At 61.1% G+C, this 23,070-nt stretch carries 18 protein-coding genes; 16 read left to right on the forward strand and 2 right to left on the reverse strand.

The features are described 5' to 3' along the window. The first annotated feature begins 15 nt into the window (after positions 1-15). The gene (locus NH234_RS16300) at positions 16-393 is read left to right on the forward strand and encodes a fe2+ zn2+ uptake regulation protein (protein WP_085731113.1); all 378 of its coding nucleotides are present in this window, start codon (positions 16-18) and stop codon (positions 391-393) included. Between the two features lie 18 nt (positions 394-411). Here NH234_RS16300 and NH234_RS16305 read toward each other — a convergent pair whose 3' ends face one another. Further along, a complete protein-coding gene (locus NH234_RS16305) occupies positions 412-600 on the reverse strand; it encodes a hypothetical protein (protein ID WP_085731114.1) in 189 nt (62 codons plus the stop codon). 157 nt (positions 601-757) lie between these two features. Here NH234_RS16305 and NH234_RS16310 point away from each other — a divergent pair, with 157 nt between their 5' ends. From NH234_RS16310 to NH234_RS16335, 6 genes are all read left to right on the forward strand, one after another. Next, entirely contained in the window at positions 758-898 is a 141-nt protein-coding gene (locus NH234_RS16310; RefSeq protein ID WP_170929569.1) for a hypothetical protein, read from the forward strand. Between the two features lie 263 nt (positions 899-1,161). Then, complete coding sequence (locus tag NH234_RS16315) at positions 1,162-2,415, forward strand: MFS transporter (RefSeq protein ID WP_367253383.1); 1,254 nt, start codon at positions 1,162-1,164, stop codon at positions 2,413-2,415. A 9-nt stretch (positions 2,416-2,424) separates the two neighbouring features. Next, entirely contained in the window at positions 2,425-3,555 is a 1,131-nt protein-coding gene (locus NH234_RS16320; protein WP_367253384.1) for an acyl-protein synthase, read from the forward strand. A 1-nt stretch (position 3,556) separates the two neighbouring features. Continuing rightward, the gene (locus NH234_RS16325; RefSeq protein ID WP_367253385.1) at positions 3,557-6,007 is read left to right on the forward strand and encodes an aldehyde dehydrogenase family protein; all 2,451 of its coding nucleotides are present in this window, start codon (positions 3,557-3,559) and stop codon (positions 6,005-6,007) included. After that, positions 5,991-7,280: a phenylacetate--CoA ligase family protein gene (locus NH234_RS16330; RefSeq protein WP_367253386.1), complete on the forward strand. Its 1,290-nt coding sequence runs from the start codon at positions 5,991-5,993 to the stop codon at positions 7,278-7,280. Before NH234_RS16325 ends, NH234_RS16330 begins: the two co-directional genes overlap by 17 nt. Next, positions 7,280-8,200, forward strand: a complete 921-nt coding sequence (locus NH234_RS16335) for a GNAT family N-acetyltransferase (protein ID WP_367253387.1) — start codon at positions 7,280-7,282, stop codon at positions 8,198-8,200. Before NH234_RS16330 ends, NH234_RS16335 begins: the two co-directional genes overlap by 1 nt. A gap of 37 nt (positions 8,201-8,237) precedes the next feature. Here NH234_RS16335 and NH234_RS16340 read toward each other — a convergent pair whose 3' ends face one another. Beyond that, positions 8,238-8,771, reverse strand: a complete 534-nt coding sequence (locus NH234_RS16340; protein WP_085731120.1) for a hypothetical protein — start codon at positions 8,769-8,771, stop codon at positions 8,238-8,240. Positions 8,772-9,152: 381 nt separating this feature from the next. On the opposite strand from NH234_RS16340, the gene NH234_RS16345 reads away from it, so the two are divergent. The 9 genes from NH234_RS16345 (at position 9,153) to NH234_RS16385 (ending at position 23,041) form a co-directional block, all read left to right on the forward strand. After that, complete coding sequence (locus NH234_RS16345) at positions 9,153-11,144, forward strand: methyl-accepting chemotaxis protein (protein WP_367253388.1); 1,992 nt, start codon at positions 9,153-9,155, stop codon at positions 11,142-11,144. A 156-nt stretch (positions 11,145-11,300) separates the two neighbouring features. After that, a complete protein-coding gene (locus tag NH234_RS16350) occupies positions 11,301-11,747 on the forward strand; it encodes a DUF411 domain-containing protein (RefSeq protein ID WP_085731272.1) in 447 nt (148 codons plus the stop codon). Then, the gene (locus NH234_RS16355; RefSeq protein ID WP_367253389.1) at positions 11,747-12,181 is read left to right on the forward strand and encodes a YqaA family protein; all 435 of its coding nucleotides are present in this window, start codon (positions 11,747-11,749) and stop codon (positions 12,179-12,181) included. Before NH234_RS16350 ends, NH234_RS16355 begins: the two co-directional genes overlap by 1 nt. 85 nt (positions 12,182-12,266) lie before the next feature. Continuing rightward, positions 12,267-13,292 (forward strand): alpha/beta fold hydrolase, encoded by a 1,026-nt coding sequence (locus NH234_RS16360; RefSeq protein ID WP_367253390.1) that lies wholly within the window; start codon positions 12,267-12,269, stop codon positions 13,290-13,292. Between the two features lie 13 nt (positions 13,293-13,305). Next, a complete protein-coding gene (locus NH234_RS16365) occupies positions 13,306-14,259 on the forward strand; it encodes a D-2-hydroxyacid dehydrogenase family protein (protein WP_085731124.1) in 954 nt (317 codons plus the stop codon). Between the two features lie 528 nt (positions 14,260-14,787). Continuing rightward, positions 14,788-16,374 (forward strand): glycogen synthase GlgA, encoded by a 1,587-nt coding sequence (glgA, locus tag NH234_RS16370; protein ID WP_085731125.1) that lies wholly within the window; start codon positions 14,788-14,790, stop codon positions 16,372-16,374. 18 nt (positions 16,375-16,392) lie between these two features. After that, complete coding sequence (gene treZ / locus NH234_RS16375) at positions 16,393-18,195, forward strand: malto-oligosyltrehalose trehalohydrolase (protein WP_367253391.1); 1,803 nt, start codon at positions 16,393-16,395, stop codon at positions 18,193-18,195. Then, a complete protein-coding gene (malQ, locus tag NH234_RS16380) occupies positions 18,192-20,270 on the forward strand; it encodes a 4-alpha-glucanotransferase (protein ID WP_367253392.1) in 2,079 nt (692 codons plus the stop codon). The genes treZ and malQ overlap by 4 nt, the downstream gene beginning before the upstream one ends. Beyond that, positions 20,267-23,041 (forward strand): malto-oligosyltrehalose synthase, encoded by a 2,775-nt coding sequence (locus tag NH234_RS16385; RefSeq protein WP_367253393.1) that lies wholly within the window; start codon positions 20,267-20,269, stop codon positions 23,039-23,041. Before malQ ends, NH234_RS16385 begins: the two co-directional genes overlap by 4 nt. The last annotated feature ends 29 nt before the right edge of the window (positions 23,042-23,070 follow it).

Here is a 23,070-nt window from a genome sequence, read left to right on the forward strand (position 1 = left end):
AAAAGGAGTAATCGCATGTACAACCCGCAACTACCATCGGACGGTAGCCAGGCACCACAAGGAGCTTCCATGGGTTCGCACGCCAGCGTATTCGGACAAAGGGCCGAGCGCCACGGCAATGAACGTATTCGTCTGCTGCTCAAGAGTTTCGGCCTGCGCACCAGCCTGATTCGCCTGAAAGTCATCGATGCCCTGCTGGTCGCCGCCCAGAGCGAACGCAGCCTGGGTGTGCGCGGTGTCCACAGCCAATTGCTGGAGCTGGGCATTCCGCTGTCTTTTCTCAGCGTGCGCGAAGTGTTGAAGCGCCTGTGCGCCGAAGGCGTGATCACCTTCAACGCCGACAAGAGCTACAGCCTGCACCCACAAGCTGCCGCTGTCCTCAATAGCGATTGATTCCCTTCTGGAGCGCCGTCAGGGTTTGACCTTGCGGCGCATCACTCCGTTGATCACCACCACGACCACCGCCACGCCAATGGCGATGTACTGGAACACTTTTTCGCTGATCATCCCGGCGTTCTGCAGCCAGGACAGGCCGAACATGATCGCCAGTACGGTAAGGGCGATCAGAATCGAGTATTTCAAACGTTGCGACTGAGTCATTGCGAATTCCTGAAACTTTCAAATGTATCGGGTTTGTATCGGCTTTCATGCCATGGGCATACCGTGTCACGGGGATGCGCGGCTGCAAACGGGGTCTCATGTTACAGCCGATGAAGAGCTTTGGCTCCATGCGGCGTTAACCATGAGGACTTTTGAAATGCTGCGTCGAATCACCTGGCTGATTCCTGTATTGGCCCTGCTCACGTTGAGCGGCTGCATTATTTTCCCCCACGGCGGCTGGCATGGCGACCATCGCTACTATGGCGCGCCCGGTCCAGGCTATTACCAACATCGGTAACCCCGAGATTTGAACGACACTGATATCCGCTTCTTCAAATGCAACAATTGATTGAACGCCCGTAAAAAATGCCCACGAGGATGTGGGCATTTTCCGTATATCTTGCCCTCAAAATGTCGGACGCTTCGCCAGCAGCAGTCAGTAATCAGCCTTCGGCAATACCCTGCAAAGCTGCGACATACAACGTCGCAGCAACGATGTAGGAACACGCCACGCCACGCCCCTACCCTTTGCGCTCTCCCCTTTGAAGGCCATGGAAGCGCATGCAAAGAACACTCATCGATCTCCCGCCGCTAAAAACGCTTGGCTTCTGTCTGGCCATAACGCTGTTCGAGTGGCTGACCTACATGGCCAGCGACATGATCATGCCGGCCATGTTGACCGTCACCGAAGACCTCGGCGCCGACCCACGGCATATCCCCACTGCTTTCAATCTGTACCTGATCGGAGGCGTCTGCCTGCAATGGCTCATCGGGCCACTGTCCGACCGGTATGGCCGTCGCCTCGTGTTGCTCATCGGTTGCGCGCTCTTCGCCATGAACTGCCTGGCTGCAATCGCCACAACCGGCATTGATGTCTTCAATGCATTGCGGCTACTGCAAGGCATGGGACTGGGGTTCGTGGTGGCTGTCAGTTATCCCGCACTTCAGGAAGTGTTCTGCGAGGCCGATGCCGTGCGGCTCATGGCGCTGCTTGGCAACGTGGCGCTGCTGTCGCCGCTGCTTGGCCCTTTGCTTGGCAGTCTGCTGCTGGAATGGCTGAGCTGGCGCGAACTGTTCCTGGCCCTGGGCCTGGCCGCCGCCATCACGTGGGCCGGGCTCTACGTCTGTATGCCGGAAACCATCGGGGTGGTTCGCCGTGATGGCGGCCAGCAGGCGCCGATTCCGTTGTCCTGGCGCCAGACGCTTCACCGATACCTGGCCTTGTTGCGCAACCCGAGATTCCTCGGCGCAAGCCTTGCGCTTGGGCTAATGAGCCTGCCGCTGATCGCCTGGATCGGGCTCTCTCCACTGCTGCTGATCCAGCGGCTTGGCTTGTCTACGCGTGAATACGCTTTGTGGCAGATCCCGATTTTCGCAGCGGTCATCGCTGGAAATCTTATTCTTGACCGACTGTTGGTATCACGTGAATTACCGCACCTGATTCGTCTGGCGCTATGGCCGTTTTGCCTTGGGCTGCTGACGCTAATGGCGGGCGCTCTGACCAATCTGTCCCTCGGTTTGCTGATTGCCGGCCTCGCGCTGTACGCGGTGGGGTTGGGCATGAGCAATGCCGCGCTGTATCGGCTGGCGCTGTTTTCCAGCGATGACATCAAAGGCCTGGTCTCGGCCGCGGTGGGCATGATCTCGATTGCAGTGATGGGCACCGGCGGTTCGCTTATCGCGGCAATCGGTGGCGGCGCCCGTCTCGAATCCTTTGCCCTTTGGGCAGCACTGGGTGGGCTGCTGAGCCTGCCTCTCTTGTACCGGTTTCTGCGAGAACCTCCGACAGAAACCGCCTCTTCGACACATCAATAAGGACGCCTGATGTTCCATTTCCCCCACAGTGACGCGCTCTGTGCGTTGTCGCGACCCTATTGCCCGGATTCTTTGCCATCGGGGCTTTTCGACCAGGCCATGGCCGAAATCAGCCGCTTTCACAGTGAACACACGCCTGGGTATGAACACTGGTTGAACGCCAACGGAATGACCGTGGCGGATCTGGGCAGCCTCGACGACTGGTCGCGCCTGCCGCCGATCTTCGCCAGTTTTTTCAAACAGCAACAGTTGCTCAGCCCGACCGGTACACACGCACTTGAGTTGACGTCGTCAGGCACCAACGGCCAAAAAAGCCGCATGCGTTATGACAAGCGCAGTCTGGCCGCCGCCCAATACATGGTCGAACGGATCTTCCACCACTATGGCTGGGACAGTCCGCAAACGCCGTGCAACTACTTGCTGCTGAGCTACGAGCCTGAAGCCAGCATTACCTTGGGAACGTCGTTCACCGACCAGTTCCTGTGCCGGTTCGCCCCGGTCAACCGCGTGGCTTACGCCTTGCGCCGGACCGGTGGCGGCCATGAGTTCGACGGCTTCGGCGTCATCTCGGCGTTGCAGTCCTTTGCCGAAGAAGGCTTGCCGGTGCGGATCTTCGGGTTTCCTGCATTTCTCTGGCAAACCCTGCAACGCATGCAGACCATCGGCGTGGCCGATCTGCAACTGGCAGCGGATTCACTGACTCTGTTTGGCGGCGGCTGGAAAACCAGCGCCGCACAGGAGATCCCGCGCAGGCAGCTTTACGAGCGTATCCACCAGCAATTGGGAATAGACATCGCCCGCTGCCGGGACGGTTACGGTGCGGTCGAGCATCCGGTGCCTTACCTCGAATGCGCTCACCATCATTTCCATGTTCCGGTCTATTCGAAGGTATTTGTGCGTAGCCCCTCCGATTTCACCGTCCTGCCCTATGGTCGCCCGGGGCTGCTGAGTGCGGTCTCGCCCTACATTTCTTCGAGCCCCGCCCATGCGGTGGTCATGAGCGACCTCGTCACCCTGCACCCCGGCGCAAACTGCGGCTGCGGTCTGGACAGCGACTGGTTCGAACTGCATGGCCGCGCCGCCACCACCGCAGGCAGAAGCTGCGCGATGGCGGCGTCCGAACTCTTGGGGAGGCACTGATATGTACCTGATCAATGGACAACTTCACGCTGACTTCGGATTCGATAACGCGCTGGATCAGTTGCGTCATGCCTTGCCCCAACGCCTGAACTCGCCTCTGCACAGTGAGACGGTCATCCATGCAGCCGCCGCGTTCGCCCTCCGGTTGGGCGATGTCAGCCTGGCCCTGCCGCTGGACGCCGAACAACGTCAGTCACTGATCGAGTTCTGCCAGCCTCAAGGACTGCAGCGCAAACTTGAACGGGAGCTCGGCGATCAACCCGCGGCGCTGCGGCGCTTCGATTATCGCCAACCACGTTTCGAGCGCTGGAGCCCGCTGGGCCTGGTGGTCCACATCACCCCCGGCAACGCGGCACTTCTGGCGTTCTGCGCAGTGATCGAAAGTCTGTTGGCCGGCAACGTCAACTGGCTGCGCCCCAGTAGCAGCGATCAGGGCCTGACCGCGCAATTGCTCCACGCGCTGACGCAATGTGACCCCAGCGGCCAACTCGCGGGGCATGTCGCTGTCGTTCCGGCAAGCACCGCACAAATCGGCCAGTTGTGCCAATGGGCCAACGGCGTCTCGGCCTGGGGTGGTGAATCGGCCCTGTACGCGATTCGCCAGCAAATCCCTGCCGGATGCCGCTGGATCGCTTGGGGACATCGCATCAGCTTCGTTTATCTGACGCCGGACGCCGCCTCGCCTCAGGCGCTGGATGCGGTGGTGGACGAAGTCTGCCGACTCGATCAGCAAGCGTGCTCGAGCCCGCAATGGTTGTTGGTGGACAGCGACGATGAGACCGTACTGCGCGGTATCGGCGAGGGTCTGGCCGAAGCGTTCAGCCGCCGTGCGGGGCAATGGCCACCATTGCTGCCAACCCTTCAGGAAGCCTCGCAAATCACCACCGACACGGCCATGGCCAGGCTTGCACACAGTTTCGCCAACGTGGCGGGAGCGGTCTGGACGGCACCGGGCTGGCGGGTGATCTGGACCCATGAGCAGCAATTGAGACCTTCGCCGCTGTTTCGCAGCCTGCGGCTCAATCCACTGCCGCGCAGGCTGATCGCCGAGACTTTGCTGTCATGGCGAAACGTGCTGCAAAGCTGCGCTCTGATCTGCCCGGAGCAACAGATCGCAGAACTTTCACAGACGTTGATCGCCGGCGGTGTCACCCGGATTACGCCGATGGAAGCCATTCACGATGGCTACGATGGCGAACCCCATGACGGCGTCTATGCCTTGCAGCGCTTGAGCCGGCGAGTTTCGTTGAGCCTGTCGCCGACAAAGCTTACCACCCACGCCACACTCCATAGCCCGTCGCCACAGCCATGCCTCGCGGGTCTGTCGATCACGAGCAAGGATGACTTCGTCGCACAGCCGATCAACCCTTCGGCCCAGCTGTATTTTCGGTCCGGCGGCAGCAGCGGCATACCGGCGCTGTCGGGCTTCAGCTATCGCGACTTCCACCAGCAGATGCGCGCTACGGCCGATGGCCTGTTTGCGGCCGGTCTCGATCCACGCCGCGATCGGGTGATGAACCTGTTTTTCAGTGGCGGTTTGTATGGCGGTTTTTTCAGTTTCGCCAAAGTGCTGGAACAACTGGACGTCACTCACCTGCCGATGGGCGCCCCGGCCGACGACGATTACCGTGAGATTGCGCAATTGATCGTCGATCAGCGGGTAAACACGCTGATCGGCATGCCTAGTACCTTGCACCGACTGTTTCTTAACGAACAAACGCACCTGCGCGCCTATGGCGGGATTGAAAAAGTATTCCTCGGTGGCGAACACCTCAGCGAACAGTGCCGCCAACTGATGCAGGACTGCGGCGTCACCCTGATCCGTTCGGCGATCTATGGCAGCGTCGACGCCGGCCCGCTCGGTCACGCGTGTGCAGCCACGGCCGATGGTGTGTTTCATCTGATGAGTGATATCCAGCACCTGGAGATTGTCGAGTTCGAGGCTGATCGACCCGTCCGTGACAACGAAACCGGGCGACTGGTGTTCACCTCACTCGCACGGGAAGGTCAGGACGTTCAACGTTATGACGTCGGCGATAGCGGTCGCTGGCTTTCCGGTCGATGTGAATGTGGTCTGGCGTCGTCCCGTTTCGAGCTGCTTCAGCGCCATGGCCGACTGGTGCGCATCGGGACCGATTTCATCTGCCTGTCGACGCTCACGCAGCACCTGCAAACCGAGTTCCAGGTGATCCTCGAACATGCCCCCGATGGGTTGGAGCGCATGAGATTTCGAAGCACACGCGAGCCACAAGACGTCCAGCAACGACTACTGAACTACCCGACGCTGGCGACGCTTGTTCGGACCGGTCTGCTGACGGTCGACGCTGAAATGTGCGCCGTCGACAGACTCACCCGAAACAAACACAGCGGTAAGACGTCGCTGCTGATCGATAACCGAGGAGCTTGCGCCTCCTCTGTTCTGCAAGGAGCACACCATGAACCCAAGGAATGAATTGCAGGAGCTGGTAGCTTTTGCGCGTCAGCATTCAAGCTTTTACGCCAGACACTTTGCCGGCGTGCCCGAGCAGATAACGGCGCTGACCGATTTGCCGGTGATTGACCCTGCGCATTACTGGAAAGGCAGCCAGGACCTCGACCGCTGGCCGGTGCTGACCGCGGCTCTCGGCAACGCATTGGTTTTCAAAACCGGAGGGACCACCAGCGATGGCAAATTGTCGGTCTTCGAACGCGGCGAATGGCAAACGCTGGCCGAGGATTTCGGTCGCAGTCTCAACGTGCAATTGAACAAGGGCGACCGGGTCGCCAACCTGTTTTTTTCCGGCGACCTGTATGCCAGTTTCATCTTCACTCACGACACCCTGGCCCACACTCAGCCGGGCGTCGTGGAGTTCCCGTTCACTGGCCATGTTGATTCGGCCGTGCTGGCCGATTCGATTTCCCGGTATCGGATCAATGTACTCGCAGGATTACCTGCGCATTTGTTGACTTTTGCCGCGTGGCTGGAACATCAGGGACGTCGGCTGGAGCGCGTCGAATGCCTGCTCTACGGCGGTGAAAGCCTGTTCCCGGCGCAGTTGCAACTGCTCGGCCGGGTATTCCCCAACGTGCGCGTCGCCTCCATGGGCTACGCCAGTGTCGATGCCGGCTTCATCGGCGCCAGCCATCCTGACTGTGCCTTGGGCGAACACCGGATGACCCAGGGCCACAGCGTGCTGGAAATCCTCGACGAACAGACCGGAGAAGTCATCGAAAAATGCGATCGCACAGGACGCCTGGTGATGACCAATCTCACCCGGCGGCTGATGCCGCTGATTCGTTACCCGGTTGGCGACCGCGCCTGTTGGCGAGAGCTCGACCGGACGCCTGCACGTAAATTCGCGTTGATGGGCCGCAGCGCCGACAGCCAGCGAGTCAGGGTGGGAATCCTGACACTGCTGCCCGATGAAATCGGCGATACCGTGCAACGCATCACCCGCAGTGACGACTGGCAGCTGGTAATCGAGCAGACCGGGACAAAAGACGTCCTGACCCTGAAATGGGCTCCGGATGCCGTGGGACCCGGGTCGCCGGAGTCAGAGCGGATGCTGCGCAGCGCATTGATCGAGCGCTATCCGTTGATTTCGCAATTGAACGCCGATCATCTGCTGGATTTACGGATTGACTGTTGCACTGTTCAGGACCTGACACGCCACCCACGCTCCGGCAAGCGCCAGCGTGTGCTGGATCTGCGTGTCTACAACAACCCCCGTGCGGATCTTCGCTGATGGAGCGCGTAACACTGCGGAACTACCGCAACAGCGACGCAAAAGCCGTGAGCAGGCTGTTTCGCAAAATCTATGGCGATCTCTATGCCCAGGCCCACGTTTATCTGCCCTGCATGATTGACCGCAACCATGCGCAAGGTCATTGGCACTCGCTGGTGGCGGTAGCCGAAAATAATGTAGTGGGACACGCGACATTGATTCGCGCCAAAGACTCACGTCTCGCAGAATTGGCACTCAGCGTGGTTGACCCGCAAACCCGGGGTCAGAGTATTGCCACCCGTCTGGGCCACCAACTGTTGATCCATGCCCAGGCGCTGGGATGCCGGGGCGTGACGATCAAACAGGTGACCTGTCACCCCTACACCCAGCGCATGGCAGCCTGCCTCGGCTTTCACAATACGGGATGGCTGCCCGACGGTGTCCCGTCTCCGCATGACGCCTCGGCACGGGAGTCGCTCGTCATCGGGTACCTGCCCATCGATGGAAACCGGCGGCCGCTTCCAGCCCTGGCATGGCCCGACAGCTGTAGAGACTTCATGCAGCAGATGTGCAGTGTGTTCGGGACGCAGGAAAGGGTCGCGCCATGGGTGGGCGAACCGGTGCATCTTGAACAGCGGTGGGATCGATATGAAGGGACTTTCAAGGCACTTGATAGCTGTTTGCTCAAGCAGTTGCAGGAACTGCCGGTGCATTGGCTCATTTCAATCCGGCTGAGGCTGGCGCAGGGGTTTGATAGCGCTTGCCACGCGCTGACGACGGCGGGTTTCGTGTTCATCGGACTGGCGCCGGATGAACGAGGTGCAGGATGGCTGGCGTTGTTTCATCGCGGCGCAAAACCACCCTCGCTGACGTTGATTTGCCCGCAGATGCAGCGGCTGCACGATGACCTGCAAGGGAAAAAGGCGAGCGTGGCGCAATAACAACAAGCCCCCTTGTCGGGGGCTTGTCGTTGCAGGGTCATGCCTTGGCGCTGACACCTTTGTCGGTCGGAGGCGCACGTTCACCGCCCTGTCCGTAGGTTTTCAGGCTCTGCAGCACATAAATGGCTTTCTTGTACTCCGGGATCAATGTATTGGCGTACTTGTTGCCCTTGAGGCTGTTGTTGTTGATGGTGTCCAGTTGCGTGGCGAAATATTCCAGCGCATTGAACTTGGCATCCGGGTCTTTCTGAATGCCGAAGCGATCGAACTTGTCACCGGCATTGAGCAGTGTCATCGAGGTCACTTCGGAAATAAGGCCCCGACTGCGCAGGAAATCCGCCAGTTTGCCCAACTGCTTGGGAGAGACGTTTTCCGGATCGAATCCCTTGATGTTCTTGTGCAAACGCTGCTTGTCCATTTCCGCCGTATTGAGAACGGTGGGGTCGTTGCCGACCAGGGCCAGCATCTGCTTGACCTTTACGCTTTGAGAAACCGGTTTGCCCGAGCTCCCTGCATCTCGAACCAGCAAACCTGCCTTGGGCTGCCACGCGCCGGTATAACCAACGGTCATGAGCGTGCTCCTTGCGAAAAGAACATGAAAATATCCTTGTGGAACGTCTTGAGTTGTCCGGAGTATCGGCCGGCAAACTGAAGGCACCAATCTGTTTTTCATTTTTTTACAAATTTTGTACATTCTCGATACAAAGCACTGCAAGGCCCGCAGATGTTGAGCCAGAGCCGTCTGGCCAGGTCGGCGAAAATCGGCTTTTTGCTCTAACGAACGGGCTGGTTAGTTTGCATGTGTCGGGTTTGTTACTTGCCTGTCAGCGTTTCAAAGTTTTTTAGCACGTGAGTACCTAAAGCTTCGTCGCAGCGCGACGATACGTAAGGGATACCCCTACTGTTTTACTCCTCGCCCCTAATAAGAAACGCTGCTCAAGGACCGGTCTCCATGCCCGCATTCCGTACCATTCAGGCTCGCTACACGCTGTTTCTGGTTCTTTTCATTCTGTTGCTGTCGGTGTTGACGGTGGTCGGCATCAGCCAACTGGTCGCGCCCAAACTGCGACATACCGAAGAGCAGGTTGTACTTAATCGTATCGCTGAGGTCGCCGAGCAGATCCAGGGCGAACTGAACAAGGTTCAGTCGCAGCAGCGCAGCATCACCCAGACCATCCCGCTGCTCGACAGCGCGGCCATCGATACCGTGCTGCCGGGGCTGGTGGATCAGTACGGCGAACTGAAAGTGTTCGGCGGTGGTATCTGGCCATTGCCCGGCCAGCGTGAGGCGGGACGTAACAAGTTCAGCACCTTCTGGCACCGCGACAGCTCCGGCAAACTCGCTGTGAACACTTTCTGGAACAGCGACGCAGCCCCCAACTATTACGACCAGAGCTGGTACAAGGGCGGCCTGCAAACCCCGCGCGGCCAGTGCGCCTGGGCCGCTGCCTATAAAGATGATGCCAGCGCCGAGCCGCGCACCAACTGCGCCATGGCCATTCAGAAAAACGGTACGACCTGGGGCGTGTCGACCATCGACGTGACGCTGGGCTTCTTCAACGACCTGGTAGCGCGCAAGGAAAAAGACCTCAGCGCCGAAATGCTGATCGTCGAGGCCGACGGCAAGATCATCAGTAACAGCTCGCGCATCAATGGCCCGATCGTGTTGAAAAATATCAGCGAGCTTGCCGGCAGTTCACCGTTCGCCAGCCAGGTAAAAGCTGGCCTGCAACAACGTGATCAGGCCCAGCGCGTCGAGTTCGACAACAACGGTGAAGCCAGCACTTTCTTCATGCGCCCGATCGAAGGCACGCCGTGGTTCCTCGCCACTGCACTGCCGACCAAAATGCTCACCGCGCAACGTGACGACGTACTCAGCAGCCTCAGCCTGTTGCAGATTCCGCTGGTGTTCCTGCTGGTGCTGCTGCAGGTCTACGCGATTCGCCAACTGGTTGCGCGCATGAAAGCGCTCAAGGCCAACATTGATTCGCTGTCCAGCGGCGATGCCGACCTGACCCGCCGTATCACCATCCGCGCCGAAGACGAACTCGGCGCGATCGGTCACTCGGTCAACACCTTCATCGCCTATCTGCAGAACATGATCGGCGAAGTCACCCAGGCCACCGGCGCCATGGCTTCGAGCCTCGACAACCTGCAACGCACCTCGGCACACACCAGCCAGATCCTGTTGCGCCACGCCTCGGAAACCGACCAGACCGTCACCGCCATCAACGAGATGAGTTCCACCGCAGAAAGCGTTGCGCAGAACGCTGCCGAAACCGCTGCGTTTACCCAGCGTGCCAACGAAAATGCCGACCGCTCACGGGTCGTGGTGGGTGAAGCGACCAGCAGTGTCGTGGCGCTGATCGATGAAGTGGCCAGTGCCACTCACAAAGTCGAAAACATGCAACAGGACGCCCAGCGCATTACCGAAATCCTCGGTGTGATCGGCGCCATCGCCGGCCAGACCAACCTGCTTGCGCTGAACGCCGCCATCGAAGCCGCCCGCGCCGGTGAACAGGGCCGCGGTTTCGCCGTGGTCGCCGATGAGGTACGCGCCCTCGCCGCCCGCACCCAGGCCAGTACCTCGGAAATCAACGAAATGCTGGCCCGCCTGACCCAGGGTGTGAGCTCTTCGGTCAGCGCCATGGAAAACACCCAGGCCAGTTGCCAGTCCGCTGCCGATGCCACCGCCCGGGTTACCACAGGTCTCGATGACATGGCCGGTTCCGTCAGCCACATCAACAGCCTCAGCGCCCAGATCGCCACCGCCGCCGAACAGCAGAGCGCCGTCACCGAAGAGATCAACCGCAGCATGGTGCAGATCCGCCACATGGTGGATGAGCTGGTACAAAGCGGCCAGGCCAGCGAAACCAACACCCGCCAGTTGCTGGAAGCCAACAGCCGGGTGAGTGCGATCATGGGGCGGTTCAAGGTCATCTGACGGATTTGTCATCTCGCACTCAGGAGGCTGTCAGCTTTGATCTACGATCATGCTGACAGCCTGCCTTGTATCAACTGGAAACACTCCGTTGATGCCCGGTCGGAAAAACCGGTCAAAATGCGTCTTTTTGACCGTCACCCGAGTCGAGAACCCTGCATGAAAAACCCTCTGCGTCTGGCCGCCCTGAGCGCCCTGCTCCTTTCCTCCCTGGCGCAAGCCGCCGACCTCATTCCGATCGAAGTCCACCGCGACGCCAACTGCGGCTGCTGCAAAAAATGGATCAGCCATCTGCAAGCCAACGGCTTCAAGGTCGAAGATCATGTCGAAGCGGACATGAGCAGCTTCAAGCAACAACACGGTGTGCCCCCACGCCTCGCCTCCTGCCACACGGCAATCATCAACGGCAAATTCGTCGAAGGCCATGTCCCGGCGGAACAGGTGCTGGCACTGAGCAAGCGTGACGACCTGCTCGGAGTCGCAGCGCCGGGCATGCCGATGGGCTCGCCGGGGATGGAAATGGACGGCATGAGCGATGCCTATCAGGTGATCGGCCTGAAGAAGGACGGTTCCGATGTAGTGGTGGCGGATTACCCGGCCCATTGATGACGGCGGGTTATCTCGGACTGTTTTTCGCTGCATTTGGCGCGGCGACGCTGTTGCCGCTGCAATCGGAAGCCGTGCTGGTCGGGTTGCTGGTCAGCGACCGCTATTGGCTGTGGGGGCTGCTGGCCTTGGCGACGCTGGGCAATGTCCTCGGTTCGCTGGTCAACTGGTGGCTGGGACGCGGGCTGGAGCGGTTTCAGGATCGGCGCTGGTTTCCGGTCAGCCCGAAACACCTGGACCGCGCCCGCGATCACTATCAGCGTTATGGGCACTGGTCGCTGTTGCTCAGTTGGCTGCCGATCATCGGTGATCCCTTGACGCTGGTCGCCGGGGTCATGCGCGAACCCCTCGGGCGATTCCTGTTGATCGTCACCCTGGCCAAAGGCGCCCGTTATGGAGTGCTGGCCATGCTCACCCTGGGCTGGCTCGGTTGAACGTTCAGGCCCGGGCATTGCCTGTGTTTAACGTCGCCCTAATCCGGCCGTTCCAGCATCGGCCGATTTCCTGTGGAGTTGTCCCATGTCTGTGTCGCTGACCCGCTGGCTGCCCGGCCTGCTGTTGACCGCTGCCCTGCCCCTGTTCGCCCATGCCGAAGGCGCGCAATACGGCCCGGAACTGCAAGGTTTCGATTATCCCTACACTCTCAAGCACTTTGCCTTTCAGTCCCAGGGCCAGTCTCTGCAAATGGGTTACATGGACGTCGCCGCCCACGGCAAGGCCAACGGGCGCACCGTGGTGCTGATGCATGGCAAGAATTTTTGCGGCGCTAGCTGGGACAGTTCGATCCAGGCCTTGAGCGAGGCCGGTTACCGGGTGGTTGCCCCGGATCAGATCGGTTTCTGTACCTCCAGCAAACCCGATCATTACCAGTACACGTTCCAGCAACTGGCGGCCAACACCCAGCAATTGCTCAAGGCGCTGGGCATCCAGAAAGCCACCCTGCTCGGCCACTCCACCGGCGGCATGCTCGCCACCCGCTACGCCCTGCAATACCCGGATCAGGTCGAGCAACTGGCACTGGTCAACCCGATCGGCCTGGAAGACTGGAAAGCCCTCGGAGTACCGTATCGCAGCGTTGACCAGTGGTATCAGCGTGAACTGAAAGTCTCCGCCCAGGGCATCCGTGACTATGAACGCAGCACCTATTACGACGGTCGCTGGAAACCTGAATTCGACCGCTGGGTGGACATGCTCGCCGGCCTGAGCAATGGCCCGGGCAAGACTCAGGTCGCATGGAACTCTGCGCTGATCTACGACATGATCTTCACCCAGCCGGTGTACTACGAGTTCAAGGACCTGAAGATGCCGACCCTGTTGCTGATCGGGACCTCCGACACCACAGCCATCGGCAAGGACATTGCGCCACCCGAGGTGAAAGCGAAAATCGGCCACTACGAGGTGCTGGGCAAGCAGGTCGCCAAGCTGATTCCGCAGTCCACGCTGGTGGAGTTCCCCGGCTTGGGCCATGCCCCGCAGATGGAAGAACCGGCGCAGTTCCACAAGGCGCTGCTCGGCTGGCTGAACAAAACCAATCCCGTTCGTTGAGGAGTCAAGGCTGATGGCGGTGCAGATTGCGGTGATCGATGACTGGCAGGACGTGGCGCGTGACGTGGTCGACTGGTCGGTGCTGAACAGTCTCGGCGAAGTGACCTTCGTCCATGAGTACCCGGCGGACAACCCCACACTGGCCGAGCGCTTGGGCCGGTTCGAGGTGATTTGCGTGATGCGCGAACGCACGCGCTTCGATGAAGACCTGCTCAAGCGTTTGCCGAACCTGAAGTTGCTGGTCACCGGCGGCATGCGCAACGCAGCGCTGGACATGCCGGCCGCCGCCCGGCTAGGAGTCAAGGTCTGCGGCACCGACAGTTACAAGCATGCCGCACCGGAGCTGACCTGGGCGCTGATCATGGCCGCCACCCGTAATCTGGTTAATGAAGCCAATGCCCTGCGTGCCGGCCAATGGCAGCAAGGTCTGGGAGGCGACCTGCATGGCAAGACCCTCGGCATTCTAGGGCTCGGCAGTATCGGCCAACGGGTGGCGCAGTTCGGTCAGGTGTTCGGCATGCGTGTCATTGCGTGGAGCGAAAACCTGACCGCCGAGCGCGCCGAACAGGCCGGGGTCACGTATGTCAGCAAGCAGCAATTGTTCGAACAGGCCGACGTGCTATCGGTGCATCTGGTGCTCAGCGACCGCAGCCGTGGTCTGGTCGATGCCCAGGCGCTGGACTGGATGAAGCCGACCGCTCTGCTGGTCAACACCGCGCGCGGGCCGATTGTCGACGAAACGGCGCTGATCAAGGCGTTGCAGAAACAGCGCATCGGTGGTGCAGCTCTGGATGTGTTTGATGTAGAACCGCTGCCGGCGCTGCATCCGTTCCGCACGCTGGACAATGTACTGGCCACGCCTCATGTCGGATATGTCAGTCGCCAGAACTATGAACAATTTTTTTCGCAGATGATCGAGGACATTCGGGCCTGGTCGGCGGGAGAACCGATCCGCCTGCTGAATTGACCCACACCTGCTTCGCGGGCAGTCCATGCCCGCGAAGCAGCATTCACTGACCGCCTGCCAACTCAACTGCCCGCACCGCAACAGTGCATTCGCACTTTCCCTGCGCCCGAAAACGTGACCGGCCGGTCACCGTTTTGCATCGTCCGCCCCTCCAAACATGCACTTCGTCGGTGCGATGCCCCTCTCAAAGCCACGGTTTCCGTGGCCCTGCAACACATTGTCGAACAATTCATCCGATTGCCCTGGCCCGCTCTAGGATCTGGCCTAGACTGGTTTTCGCGAGGCGAAACCGACCGGTCACAACGCGGAAATTTTGTCGAAACTTTTGCTGATCGCCACGGGTCATCTGAAAGACAGGGCCAAAGCGACTGGTTCATTCCTTGCAACGGCCTCTTCACCCATTCTGCTTGCGCGTGTTGGGTAGCGTTTGCTCACCGATGCGTGGCGCGTTTGCGCCCGGCCACAGGATTTGGCCATGGACATCGCTTGTTCAAGACAAGAATCAGATCAACAAAACGGGAGATTCATATGATCAGTGCGGCATTGGATATTCAGGGAGAGCGTGCTCACCAGCCGGTCGGCGAATCGAGCACCATGAGCGTTCCCGGCAGCCGGTCGATCAACGTCCCGGGTACAAAAACCCTGGCACCGGTAGCCAGTCAGAATCCCAACAAGAAGAAAGTGTTGTTCGTGACCTCGGAAATCGCCGATCTGGTGAAGACCGGCGGTCTTGGTGACGTTTCTGCCGCCCTGCCCCGCGCAATGGCGCATCTGCATGATGTCCGGGTGCTGATCCCCGGCTACCCGCAAGTAATGAACAGTGAAAATCCGATCCATATCATCGGTGAACTGGGTGGTCACGCCGCGCTGCCGCCCTGCAAGATCGGGCGCATGGACATGCCTGACGGCCTGGTCATTTATGTGCTGATCTGCCCTGAACTCTATGCCCGCGACGGCGGCCCTTATGGCGCCAACAACGGTCGCGACTGGCCGGACAACCACATCCGTTTCGCCCGCCTGGGCCTGGCCGCCGCCGATATCGCCGCCAACCTCGCACAAATCCACTGGTGCCCGGATCTGGTGCACGCCCACGACTGGCCGGCCGGGCTGGCGCCTGCCTACATGCACTGGCGCGGGCAGCGCACGCCAACCCTGTTCACCATTCACAACCTCGCCTATCAAGGCGTGACCAGCCTCGGCTCGTGCCCGGAACTCGGGATTCCCGCCCATGCCCTGCAACAGGAAGGCATGGAGTTCTACGGCAAGATGTCGTTCCTCAAGGCCGGCATGGCCTATTCGAGCCACATCACCACGGTCAGCGCCACTTACGCGCAGGAAATCACCACCCCTGATTTCGGCTGCGGTCTCGACGGTTTTCTCGCCGCCAAGACCCAGCAAGGCTTGCTCAGCGGGATCCCCAACGGCATCGACGAGAGCTGGGACGCCGCCACCGATCCGCACCTGTTCGCGCCATTCGCCATCGGCGACTGGGAAGGCAAGGCCGTCAACGCCGCCCACGTGCGCGAACTGTTCGGTCTGCAGGACTCCGAAGGCCCGCTGTTTGCCGTGGTCTCGCGTCTGGTCTATCAAAAAGGCCTGGACCTGACCGAAGCCGTCTCCGAGTACATCGTGCAGAACGGTGGCCAGATCGCGATCATCGGTCGCGGCGAGCCGGAAGAAGAACAGGCCATGCGCGACCTGGCCCTGCGTTTCCCCGGCCAGATCGGCGTGCGCATCGGCTTCAATGAAACCGATGCCCGGCGGATGTTCGCCGGCAGCGACTTCCTGCTGATGCCGTCGCGTTACGAACCTTGCGGCTTGAGCCAGATGTACGCCCAGCGTTTCGGCTCGTTGCCGGTGGCGCGCAATACCGGCGGGCTGGCCGACACCATTGAAAACGGCGTCACCGGGTTCCTGTTCAACGAGTCCACGGCTGACAGCTACCGCGAAGCCCTGAGCCGCGCGTTCAAGGTTTTCGCCTTCCCGGACCTGCTCCACGCCATGCGCTGCCGGGCGATGGCGGCACCGTTCAACTGGTGCAAGGCCGTCGAACCCTACGCCGAACTCTACGAACAACTGGTGGCCAAGGCCTTGGGTAAAACGCACCACAAATAACCAGGGAGGTTTTCAACGATGCCGTTACGGACACCTGAAAGCTGGCCCCACGGCGCGATCATGCTGGATGCCGACCACACGCAATTCGCGTTGTGGGCGCCGGATGCGTTTTATGTCAGCGTCGAGCTGGACAATGGCCAGTCCCTGCCGATGCTGCCGCAGGGCGATGGCTGGTTCGTGATCAAAAGTCACTGCCCCGCCGGTCGTCGCTACCGCTATAACATCGACGGCGAACTGGAGGTGCCCGACCCGGCCTCCAGGGCGCAGGACGGCGACCTCGACCGCCACAGCGTGGTGGTCGATCCGCACGCCTATCACTGGCGGCACAGTACATGGCAAGGCCGGCCATGGAACGAAGCGGTGATCTACGAACTGCACGTCGGCGCCCTCGGCGGTTTTGCCGAAGTCGAGCAGCATCTGGCGCGACTGGCCGGGCTGGGCGTCACCGCCATAGAGCTGATGCCGATCGCGCAATTTCCCGGCGCTCGCAACTGGGGCTATGACGGCGTGCTGCACTTCGCGCCGCAGGCTTCCTATGGCACGCCGGAACAGCTCAAACACCTGATCGACAGCGCCCACGGCTATGGTTTGGCGGTGATTCTTGACGTGGTCTACAACCACTTCGGCCCGGACGGCAATTATCTGCATCGCTACGCCAAGGGCTTTTTTCGCGAAGACAAACACACCCCGTGGGGCGCGGCCATTGATTTCCGTCGCCGCGAAGTGCGGGACTTCTTCGTCGAAAATGCGCTGATGTGGCTGTTGGAATACCGTTTCGACGGCCTGCGCCTGGACGCGGTGCATGCCATCGAAGACCCGGATTTCCTGCAAGAACTGGCGCAGCGCATCAGGCAGCAGATCGACCCGGCGCGGCACGTCTGGCTGACCGTGGAGAACGAGCACAATCAGGCCAGCCTGCTGGAAGACGCCTACGATGCCCAGTGGAACGACGACGGCCACAATGCCCTGCACGTACTGCTGACCAGTGAAACCGATGCCTATTACGCCGACTACGCCGAACATCCCACCGAACAACTGGCTCGCTGTCTGAGTCAGGGTTTTGTCTTTCAGGGTCACCTGACCCGCCACGGCACGCCCCGTGGCGAGCCGAGCGAACATCTGCCGTCCACCGCGTTCGTGCTGTTCCTGCAGAACCACGACCAGATCGGCAACCGCGCCTTCGGCGAACGCCTGCATCAACTGGCCGATCCACGTGCCCTGCAGGCCGCCACCGTATTGTTGCTGTTGTCACCGATGATTCCGTTGATGTTCATGGGCGACGAGTACGCCGCCGAGCAACCGTTCCAGTTTTTCACCAGCCACCACGGCGAACTCGCCAAATTGGTGCGCGAAGGCCGGCGCAACGAATTCGCCGCGTTCAGCGCATTTGCCGATCCACAGCGCCGCGAGCAGATTCCCGATCCCAACGCCGAGCAGACGTTCCACGCCTCGCAACTGCGGCTGATCGGCAGCGGCACACCGAAACAGCAGGCCAGCCTGGCGCTGTATCGACAGCTGCTGCAGTTGCGCCACCGACACATCATTCCGCACTTGTCGGGTACCCGGGCGCTCGGCGCTCAAGTGCTGGGGCCTGGCGCTGTCAGCGCGCGCTGGCGTCTGGGAAATGGCAGCGAGCTGCGAATCGACCTGAACCTCGGCGACAGCCCAGTGGTCAACCCACCACAGGCCGAATCGGTGTGGCTGTTCCGTCAGCCACCTGCTGCCGGCCTGACGGATGAAGGGCAACTGCCCCCCTATTGCGCGCTCGTCAGCCTCACGGCCGCAACCCCTTTGCCACCCCTGGATGGAGAGCGCCTATGAGCGATGCGCAACTGGAAATTCTCGCCAGCCGAGCCGGCCTGGCGGTCGACTGGATCGACGCCAATGGCCGTCAGCAAAAAGTCGCCCCGGCGGTGCTGCGCAATGTCCTCACCGGGCTCGGTCACCCGGCCGGCTCGGCCCAGGAAATCGACGCCAGCCTGCTGGAACTGCAACAAATGCAACAGGATCGCCAATTGCCGCCGCTGCTGACCGCTGATGTCGGCGTGGGCCTGGACCTGGCGCGTTACTTCGAACCGGAAAGCCCCTGTGAGATTCATCTGGAGGACGGCTCGCGGCTGTCACTCATGCTCGATGCCGATGCGGTGTTGCCCGGCGAGATCCCCGTCGGTTATCAGCAAGTCCATATCGCCGATCAACATTTCATCCTGGCCGTGGCCCCCGAACGCTGCTACAGCGTGGGCGATGCCGTGGACAACCCGATCCCCCGTGCCTGGGGCTTGAGCGTGCAGCTTTACAGCCTGCGCCGCCCCGGCGACGGCGGGTTCGGTGACACCCAGGCCCTTGAGGAACTCGCCCGCAGCGCCGGCGAACGCGGTGCCGACGCCCTGGCGATCAGCCCGCTGCACGCGATGTTCAGCGCCGACACCGGGCGCTACAGCCCTTATTCACCGTCCAGCCGACTGTTCCTAAATTCCTTGTATGCCGCACCCGGGACCATTCTTGGCGAGCGCGCCCTGCGCGATGCCATCGACGCCGCAGGTCTCAATGATCAGTTCGAGCAACTGGAAAACCTGAAACTGATCGACTGGCCCAGCGCCGCCGACGCCAAGCAAAAACTCCTGCAAGCGCTGTACGAAGGTTTCATCCGTGGCGAGCATCCGTTGCAGGCGGATTTCTCCAGCTACCGCGATGCGGGTGGTGAAGCGCTGGAGAATCACTGCCGCTTCGAAGCCATCCAGGAAATGCGCGCCGCCCGTGGCGAAAACCTCGACTGGCGCGAATGGCCCGAACATTGGCACGACCCGCGCGGTGCTGCTCTCAGTGCGTTTGCCGAGGAATACGCCGAACGCATCGACTACTTTGCGTTTTGCCAGTGGTTGATTCACCGCTGTCTGGAGCGCGCGCAAAACGCCGCCCGCAGCGCCGGCATGGGTATCGGCCTGATCGCCGACCTGGCGGTGGGTGCCGACGGCGCCGGCAGCCAGGCCTGGAGTTTTCAGGACGAGTTGCTGTCGTCACTGACGGTCGGTGCGCCACCGGACATTCTCAATCGCTCCGGCCAGGGTTGGGGCATCTCTGCGTTCTCCCCGGAAGGTCTGGTGCGCAATGGCTTTCGGGCGTTTATCGACATGCTGCGCGCCAACTTCGCCCACGCCGGCGGCCTGCGCATCGACCATGTCATGGGCCTGCAACGGCTGTGGGTGATTCCCAACGGCGCGGCCCCGGCGGACGGCGCGTATCTGTATTACCCGGTGGACGACCTGCTGCGTCTGCTGACCCTCGAATCCCACCGCCATCAAGCCATCGTGCTGGGCGAAGACCTCGGCACCGTGCCCGATGGCCTGCGGGAAAAACTGGTCGCCCGGGCCATGCTCGGCATGCGCGTGCTGTTGTTCGAACAGGACAACACCTGGTTCAAGCCGATCCTCGACTGGCCGGACAACGCTTTGGCCACCACCAGCACCCACGATCTGCCGACGCTCAATGGCTGGTGGCATGGCCGGGACATCGACTGGAATGCGCGACTCGGGCTGATCGACGCCAACGGAGAAATCGACTGGCGCCGCTATCGCGAGCGCGAACGCGACGGTTTGCGCAATGCCCTGAGCCAGGACCCGCAAAACTTTCGCGAGGAATCCCACGAGGCTGATCAGGTGGTCGACGCCAGTATCCGTTTCCTTGGCCACACCCGCGCGCCACTGGTGCTGCTGCCGCTGGAAGACGCGCTGGGCCTGGACGAGCAGGCCAACCTGCCCGGTACCATCGACACTCATCCGAACTGGTCGCGGCGCCTGCCGGGTACCAGTGACACTTTGCTCGATGGCGTCGATGCCGCGCGGCGTCTGGAACTGCTCGCCTGCGCCCGCCTTCAGGCCGCCGAGCGTGACCAATGAATACAGTGCAAAACCTGACCTTGCGCGCCACGGTGCGTCTGCAGTTTCACAAGGGCTTCACCCTCGATGAGGCCATGCCGCTGGTGGCGTACTTTTCCCGGCTCGGCATCAGCCATGTTTATGCTTCGCCACTGCTCGCGGCCCGTGCGGGCTCCATGCACGGCTACGACGTGGTCGACCCGACCCGGGTCAACCCGGAACTTGGCGGCGAACCGGCATTGCGCCGGCTGGTCGCGGCTCTGCGTGAGCACGGCATGGGACTGATCCTCGACATCGTATCCAATCACATGGCGGTCGGTGGCGGTGATAATCCGTGGTGGCTCGACTTGCTGGAATGGGGCCGGCTCAGCCCCTACGGCGAGTTCTTCGACATTCAATGGCACTCGCCGGACCCGTTGATGGAAGGCCAGCTGTTGCTGCCCTTCCTCGGCAGCGATTACGGCATTGCATTGCAGGACGGCACGCTGCCGCTGGTGTTCAACGCCGACTCCGGCACTTTTCACGTCGAGCATTACGAGCATCACTTCCCGATCTGCCCCGGCGATTATGGCGAACTGCTCAAAGCCGACGAGCCGGCGAACGAAGTGCTCAAGTCGCTGGCCGATCGTTTCAGCAGCCTCAGCTACCAGACCGACGCCCGCTCGCTGGCGATCCCGCTAAAGGAAGAACTGCAGCAACTGGCGAGCGACCCGCACATCCTGCAAACGATCCAGCGCAACTTGACGCATTACGACTCGAAAACCGACGAGGGCTTCCAGCGTCTGCATCAACTGCTGGAGCGGCAAAGCTATCGTCTGGCCAGTTGGCGCACCGCAGCGGACGACATCAACTGGCGGCGTTTCTTCGACATCAACGAACTCGGCGGCTTGCGGGTCGAGCGGCCCGCCGTGTTCGAAGCGACCCACGGCAAGATCTTCCAGTTGATCGAAGAAGGCCTGATCGACGGCCTGCGCATCGACCACATCGACGGACTCGCCGATCCTCGGGGTTATTGCCGCAAGTTGCGCCGACGCCTCGACTTTCTGGCGCCGGGGCGGCACTTGCCGATCTACGTCGAGAAGATTCTCGGCGACGGAGAAACCCTACACGCCGACTGGGCGGTGGATGGCAGCACCGGTTACGAATTCATGAATCAGCTGTCGCTGCTGCAACACGACCCGGCCGGTGAACATGTGCTCGGCGACTTGTGGCAGCGGCGCACCGAGCGCCCCGCCGCGTTTATCGAAGAGGCACGGCTGGCGCGTCAGCAGATTCTCAATGGTTCGCTGGCCAGCGATTGCGAAAGCGTTGCCCAGGCGCTGCTGCAAGTGGCGCGGGACGACCTGATGACCCGCGATCTCACGCTCGGCTCGATTCGCCGGGTATTACAGGCATTGATCGTGCACTTTCCGGTGTATCGCACCTACATCAGCGCGATGGGCCGCTCAGCCCAGGACGAAGTGTTTTTCCAGCAGGCCATGGAAGGTGCGCGGCAGACCTTGAGCGAAAGCGACTGGCCGGTGCTTGATTCTGTAGCCGGCTGGCTCGGCGGCCAGCCTTGGCGGCGCAAACCCCGTGGGCGTTCGCGCAAGATCCTGCGCCATGCCTGCGTACGCTTTCAGCAACTCACCTCGCCTGCTGCCGCCAAAGCCGTGGAAGACACCGCGCTGTATCGCTCGGCAGTGCTGCTGTCGCGCAATGACGTGGGCTACAACACCGAACAGTTCAGCGCCCCGGTCAGCGACTTTCACGCGACAAACCTGCAACGTCTGGCGACATTCCCCGACAACCTGCTGGCCACCGCCACCCACGACCACAAACGCGGCGAAGACACTCGCGCGCGCCTGGCCGTGCTCAGCGAGCGCAGCCACTGGTACACCGAGCAGGTCGAGCTGTGGCGCGCCCTCGCCCGGCCGCTGCGCAATGACGATCAGGTGCCGTCGTCGGCCGACGAGCTGATTCTCTATCAAGCGTTGCTCGGCAGTTGGCCGCTGGAGCTGCACAACGACGATCAGGCGGGTTTCGCCGACTACGCCAGACGCATCTGGCAGTGGCAACAGAAAGCCCTGCGCGAAGCCAAGTTGCAAAGCAGCTGGAGTGCGCCGAACGAGGCCTATGAAAATGCCGCGCAATCATTCACCGAGCAGTTGTTGTTGGCGCCGGAAGGTGAACTGCTGCGTGGGGCATTGGCCAAGTCAGTCAACAGCATCGCCGCTGCCGGCGCCCTCAACAGTCTGGCGCAAACCTTGCTGCATATGACGGTGCCGGGGGTGCCGGATCTGTATCAGGGCAACGAGTTCTGGGATTTCAGTCTGGTGGATCCGGACAACCGCCGGCCGGTTGACTACGACTTGCGAGAACAATCCGTGAAACCCGCATCGGCATCGGAACTGCTGTCGAACTGGCGTAACGGGCGCATCAAGCAAGCGTTGATCGCTCAGGTACTGAACTTGCGCGCCGAATACACCGAGTTGTTTCGCCGAGGCTCGTACCAGGCCCTGGAGGTGCTGGGCAGCCAGGCGCACAACGTACTCGCGTTTGCCCGCGAGCACGGGGATCAACGGGCAATCGTCATCGTGCCGATCCGTTGCGCGACACTGCTGGAAAACGGTGCTGTACCTCAGGTCGATGCGCTGCGCTGGGGCGATACGCGGGTGGAATTACCGTTCGCCGCCTCCGACGAAAATCTGAAGGGACTTTTTTCGAGCACCGCAGTCACAAAAAACAGGGAGCTGGAAGTCAGCTCTGCGCTGGGGGATTTCCCGGTCAATCTGTTTATCCAACACTTCTAGAAGCATGAGTTCAGTTCAGGAGCATTGCG

It is taken from the genome of Pseudomonas sp. stari2 (assembly GCF_040760005.1).
Lineage (GTDB): Bacteria > Pseudomonadota > Gammaproteobacteria > Pseudomonadales > Pseudomonadaceae > Aquipseudomonas.